The 4,378-nt window shown below is 74.5% G+C and carries 6 protein-coding genes; 2 read left to right on the top strand and 4 right to left on the bottom strand.

Translation table 11 applies throughout. From position 1 onward, the window contains the following. A partial coding sequence (locus tag IE312_RS42505) for a flavin-containing monooxygenase (protein ID WP_229900611.1) occupies window positions 1–700 on the bottom strand: 700 nt, incomplete at its 3' end. A gap of 170 nt (window positions 701–870) precedes the next feature. On the opposite strand from IE312_RS42505, the gene IE312_RS30300 reads away from it, so the two are divergent. Next, the gene (locus IE312_RS30300; RefSeq protein ID WP_189985469.1) at window positions 871–1,320 is read left to right on the top strand and encodes a DoxX family protein; all 450 of its coding nucleotides are present in this window, start codon (window positions 871–873) and stop codon (window positions 1,318–1,320) included. Next, window positions 1,320–1,805 (top strand): Zn-ribbon domain-containing OB-fold protein, encoded by a 486-nt coding sequence (locus IE312_RS30295; protein ID WP_189985468.1) that lies wholly within the window; start codon window positions 1,320–1,322, stop codon window positions 1,803–1,805. Before IE312_RS30300 ends, IE312_RS30295 begins: the two co-directional genes overlap by 1 nt. Here IE312_RS30295 and IE312_RS30290 read toward each other — a convergent pair. From IE312_RS30290 to IE312_RS30280, 3 genes are all read right to left on the bottom strand, one after another. After that, on the bottom strand, window positions 1,786–2,292 hold the full coding sequence (locus tag IE312_RS30290; RefSeq protein ID WP_189985467.1) for a carboxymuconolactone decarboxylase family protein: 507 nt from the start codon (window positions 2,290–2,292) through the stop codon (window positions 1,786–1,788). The genes IE312_RS30295 and IE312_RS30290 overlap by 20 nt on opposite strands. A gap of 99 nt (window positions 2,293–2,391) precedes the next feature. Next, window positions 2,392–3,060 (bottom strand): pyridoxine/pyridoxamine 5'-phosphate oxidase, encoded by a 669-nt coding sequence (locus tag IE312_RS30285; protein ID WP_189985466.1) that lies wholly within the window; start codon window positions 3,058–3,060, stop codon window positions 2,392–2,394. Window positions 3,061–3,088: 28 nt separating this feature from the next. Then, window positions 3,089–4,261, bottom strand: a complete 1,173-nt coding sequence (locus IE312_RS30280) for a thiolase C-terminal domain-containing protein (protein ID WP_189985465.1) — start codon at window positions 4,259–4,261, stop codon at window positions 3,089–3,091. Window positions 4,262–4,378 lie beyond the last annotated feature (117 nt).

Here is a 4,378-nt window from a genome sequence, read left to right as displayed (position 1 = left end):
GGACCAGCACGCCCGTGTACTGGGCGGCCCAGCCGAGGGTGGACCGGCGCAGGATGTGCGGCGGGGTGCGCACCGCCAGCCGCACCCGGGCGGCCCCGCCCTCCGCCAGGTCCACGGCGATCTCCGCGCCCGTGTTGCCGATCCCGACGACGAGCACGTCACGGTCCCGGTAGGGCGTGGCGTCGCGGTAGTCGCCGGCGTGCAGCAGCTCGCCGCCGTATCCGTCCCGGCCCGGCCAGTCGGGCAGCCGGGGGGTGTGGTTGAAGCCGGTGGCGACCACCACCGCGCTGCCGGTCAGCTCCCGGCCGCCGGAGGCGTGCAGCAGCCAGCCGGTGCCGTCCCCGGTGCGCTCGACGCGGTGCACCTCCACTCCGGTGACGATCTCCAGCGCGTGGTGTTCGGCGTACTTCTCCAGGTAGCGCACCAGGTCGTCCCGGGACACCCAGCGGCCGAACCTGCGGGGTATGCGCAGGCCGGGCAGTGCGGACAGCCGTCGGGTGGTGTGCAGGTGCAGCCGGTCGTAGTGCCGCCGCCAGGAGGCGCCGACCCGGTCGGACTTCTCCAGGACCACGGCCCGGACGCCCCGGGCCCGCAGCGCCTGGGCGACGGCGAGGCCGCCCGGGCCGGCGCCGATGACGTAGACCGGGCGGTCGGCGGGGACCGGCGGGCGGCGGACGGGCGAGGGGCGGGAGACGGCCATGAGCGGGAGCGTAATCACACCACCGGTTGATGGGTCTCGGTCAAGACCGGAATTGGTTGCGGATTGATCACGGGCTGTCGCTTCCTGGTGCGGCGGCCCGCACCGCCGGCCGTTCTCCGGTGCGGACGGACGGGTGGGCAGCCGGCCATATCTGACGTACCGTCAGGTGTATGGACTCGATAGGGCTCGACGGCGCGCGATGGCTGGCGGTGCTGCGGATCGGTCTGGGCCTGTGGTGGCTGGAGAGCTGGCGGCACAAGGACAAGAAGGCCTGGTTCGAGCGGGGCAGCGGCATCGCGTGGGCGGCGGACGTGGCCGCGAAACACCGGTGGACCCCGGTCCGGGCGGGCTTCGACACGGTGGTCGCACCCCGCCCGAGACTGATGGCGTACGTGGTCGCCTACGCCGAACTCGCCCTGGGCCTCGGTCTGACGGCCGGTTTCCTGACCCCGGTCGCGCTGGTCGGCGGCCTGCTCCTGAACGCGGTCTACTTCGTCCTCATGATCCACGACTGGGCGGAGCAGGGCCAGAACTCGATGATGGCCCTGATCTCCCTGACCTGCTTCTTCGGCATGTCCTGGCAGGCGTGGTCGCTGGACGCGGCACTGGGGTGGTTCTGATGGACGGCCCGCGCCACGACGGCCCGCCCCACGACGGCCCGCCCCACGACGGCCCGCGCCACGACGTCCCCGAGGCCGACGCCCTCACCCGCCCCTACTGGGAGGCGGCGGCCCGCGGCCGGCTGCTGATCCGCCGCTGCGCGTCCTGCGGCCGGGCCCACCACTACCCGCGGGAGTTCTGCCCGCACTGCTGGAGCGAGGAGGTGTCGTGGGAGGAGGCGAGCGGCCGGGCCGTGCTCTACACGTGGTCCACGGTCCACCACAACGACCTCCCCCCGTTCACCGGCCGCGTCCCCTACGTGGCCGCGGTGGTCGACCTGGCCGAGGGCCCCAGGATGATGACGGAACTGGTGGACTGCCCGGCGGACGCCGTCCGGGCCGGCATGCCGCTGGAGCCGGCCTTCCGGGACGGCGTCCCGGTGTTCCGGCCGGCCCCGGGCGGCGGCGAGCCCGGCCCGGGCGCCCTCAGTTCCACGGCTCGCTGAACGACCGGCCCGGTACCGGCTTGGCGACGAGCGCGACCGGGATGAAGAAGCCGACCTGGCCGATCACGAACATCAGCGTGGCCAGCGCCTTGCCCCCGTAGTGCGCGGCCGCCCGCGCGTACAGCTCGTCGGAGACCCGCTCGCCCCCCGGGGACGGCTGGAGCACGGCCTCCACCAGGGCCAGCGCGGCCCGCTCGGCGGCCGTGAAGTACGGCGAGTCCCACCAGGACGCCACCGACGTGATCCGCTCCTCCGGCTCCCCGGCCTTGCGCAGGAACCCCGTGTGCAGGACGGTCAGGTAGGTGCTGCCCACGATCTGCCCGGCCCGCAGCTGGACCAGGCCGATCGTGGAGCGCGGCACCGAACCGTTGCCGGTCGCCCGGAACAGGGCCGCCGACACCTCGGCCAGCTCGGGCACCAGCTGTGCGGGGTCCTCGGACATCCGGGGGGCCGTCGGGACCCCGGCCGTGCTCGAACGCTTCTCCATCGCCGTCTCCTCGGCTCGTGCCACGCTGTCACTGCCCTGACGGACGGCACCGGAGAAGTGTGACCGGAGCGGGGGAACCCGCGCGGGCGGGATCCCCCGCTACGGCCACAGGAGCGTCCTGCTCCAGCCGAACCCGGTGCTGCGGTACTCCAGCCGCACGTGCCGCCGCTGCGGGTCCCCCTGGAAGAACTCCACGGTCTCCGGGCGCAGCCGGTACAGCGTCCAGGTCGGCGACGGCTCCTCGGGATGGGCCCGGGCCCGCTCCCAGGCCGCCTCCGAGGCCTCCCGCAGCTCCGCCGCCGAGGACAGCTCCTCGCTCTGCCGGCCGGTCAGCGCGGCGGCCAGCGCACCGGTGGACCGCGCGTGCAGGTCGGCCTGGCTCTCCTCGGCCGGCGCCGCGGTCACCGGCCCCCGGACCCGCACCTGGCGGCCCAGCACCGGCCAGTAGAAGACGAGCGCCGCGTACGGCCGGGCGCTCAGCGCGCGGCCCTTGCGGCTCGTGGCGTGCGTGGCGAAGGACCAGCCGTCCGGGTCGGCGCCGTGCAGCATCACGATCCGCGCGTCCGGCCTGCCCTCCTCGTCCGAGGTCGCCAGCGACATCGTGTGCGGCTCCGGCTGCCCCGCGGCCACCGCCTCCGCGAACCAGCTCGTGAACAGGGCCAGCGGGGCGGGAGGGGCCGTGTCGGGGTCGAAGGGCGGCAGCCGGGTCACCTCGGGGTCCCAGACCCGCAGCGGGCGGAGCAGTTCGTGAAGATCGTGCTGTTCCATGGGGCGAGTATCACCGCTGGGCCCCGGCTCAGTCCTTCCCCAGCACCACCGTCCCCGAGGAACAGAACCACCCCCCGGTCCCCGAGGCCACCCCCAGCCGGGGCAGCCCGCCGTCGCGGCGCCGCACCTGGCGCTCCCCGGCCTCCCCGCGCAGCTGCCGGACCGCCTCCACGAGCAGGAACAGTCCGCGCATCCCCGGGTGCTGCGCCGACAGTCCGCCCCCGTCCGTGTTCACCGGCAGTTCCCCGCCCCGCACCAGCAGCCGGTCCCTCCCCACGAAGGCCCCGCCCTCGCCCTTGGCGCAGAAGCCCAGGTCCTCCAGGGTCACCAGGGTCATGTAGGTGAAGGCGTCGTAGATCTCCGCGAAGTCGACGTCCGCCGGGCGCACCCCCGCCCGGGCGAAGGCCAGCGGGCCGCTCACCGCCGCCGGGGAGCGGGTGAAGTCCGGCCACTGCGACATCGCCGCGTGCGAGACGTGTTCGCCGGTGCCGAGGATCCAGACCGGGGCCGTACGGCAGTCCCGTGCGTACTCCTCGGCCGCCAGCAGGACGGCCGCGCCGCCGTCCGAGCGCAGACAGCAGTGCAGCCTAGTGAAGGGGTCCGCGATCAGTGGCCCGGACAGCACGTCGTCGACGGTGACCGGGTCGCGGAACATCGCCTCCGGGTTCAGGGCCGCGTTCGCCCGGGCCTGGACCGCCACCTGCGCCAGCTGCTCGGTCGTCGTGCCGTACTCGATCATGTGCCGGCGGGCCGCCATCGCGTACTTGGCGATCAGCGTGTGGCCGTACGGCGCCTCGAACTGCAGGGGGCCGCGGGCCCCGAAGGACAGGGTGCCGGTACGGCGGCCCGCCCTGATGTCCGCCCGGGCCGTGGAGCCGTACACCAGCAGCACGGCGTTCGCGTGGCCCGCCGCGATCGCGTCCGCCGCGTGCGCCGCCATGACCTCCCAGGTCGCGCCCCCGACCGAGGTGGAGTCCACCCAGGTGGGGCGCAGGCCCAGGTGATCGGCGACCTCGGCCGGGGCCAGCGTGCCGAGGCCCGCCGAGGCGAAGCCGTCGACCACCGCGCGGTCCAGCCCGGCGTCGGCGAGCGCCCTGCGGGCGGCCTGGGCGTGCAGGGTGTACGCCGTCGCGTCGGCCACCCGCCCGCAGTCGGACAGCGCCACCCCGACCACGGCGGTCCTCCTGGTCCCGCGCTTCATCAGCGGGCTCCTCCCTCTGGGCATCTCGGTCCGGCCTCCCTAATATGACGCTCCGTCAGAAAAGGAGGAAGGGCATGGACACGCGCCTCACCGCCGAGCAGGACCAGATCCGCCGGA

The organism is Streptomyces capoamus, assembly GCF_014654935.1.
Taxonomy (GTDB): domain Bacteria; phylum Actinomycetota; class Actinomycetes; order Streptomycetales; family Streptomycetaceae; genus Streptomyces; species Streptomyces capoamus.
The sequence above is the reverse complement of the archived record's forward strand: the minus strand, read 5'-3'. Positions and strand labels throughout refer to the sequence as shown.

Coding starts and splice junctions, on each gene's coding strand:
- IE312_RS30285 (WP_189985466.1), bottom strand. CDS start 3,060: ATGGAACAGCACGATCTTCACGAACTGCTCCGCCCGCTGCGGGTCTGG.
- IE312_RS30295 (WP_189985468.1), top strand. CDS start 1,320: ATGGACGGCCCGCGCCACGACGGCCCGCCCCACGACGGCCCGCCCCAC.
- IE312_RS30300 (WP_189985469.1), top strand. CDS start 871: ATGGACTCGATAGGGCTCGACGGCGCGCGATGGCTGGCGGTGCTGCGG.
- IE312_RS30280 (WP_189985465.1), bottom strand. CDS start 4,261: ATGAAGCGCGGGACCAGGAGGACCGCCGTGGTCGGGGTGGCGCTGTCC.
- IE312_RS30290 (WP_189985467.1), bottom strand. CDS start 2,292: ATGGAGAAGCGTTCGAGCACGGCCGGGGTCCCGACGGCCCCCCGGATG.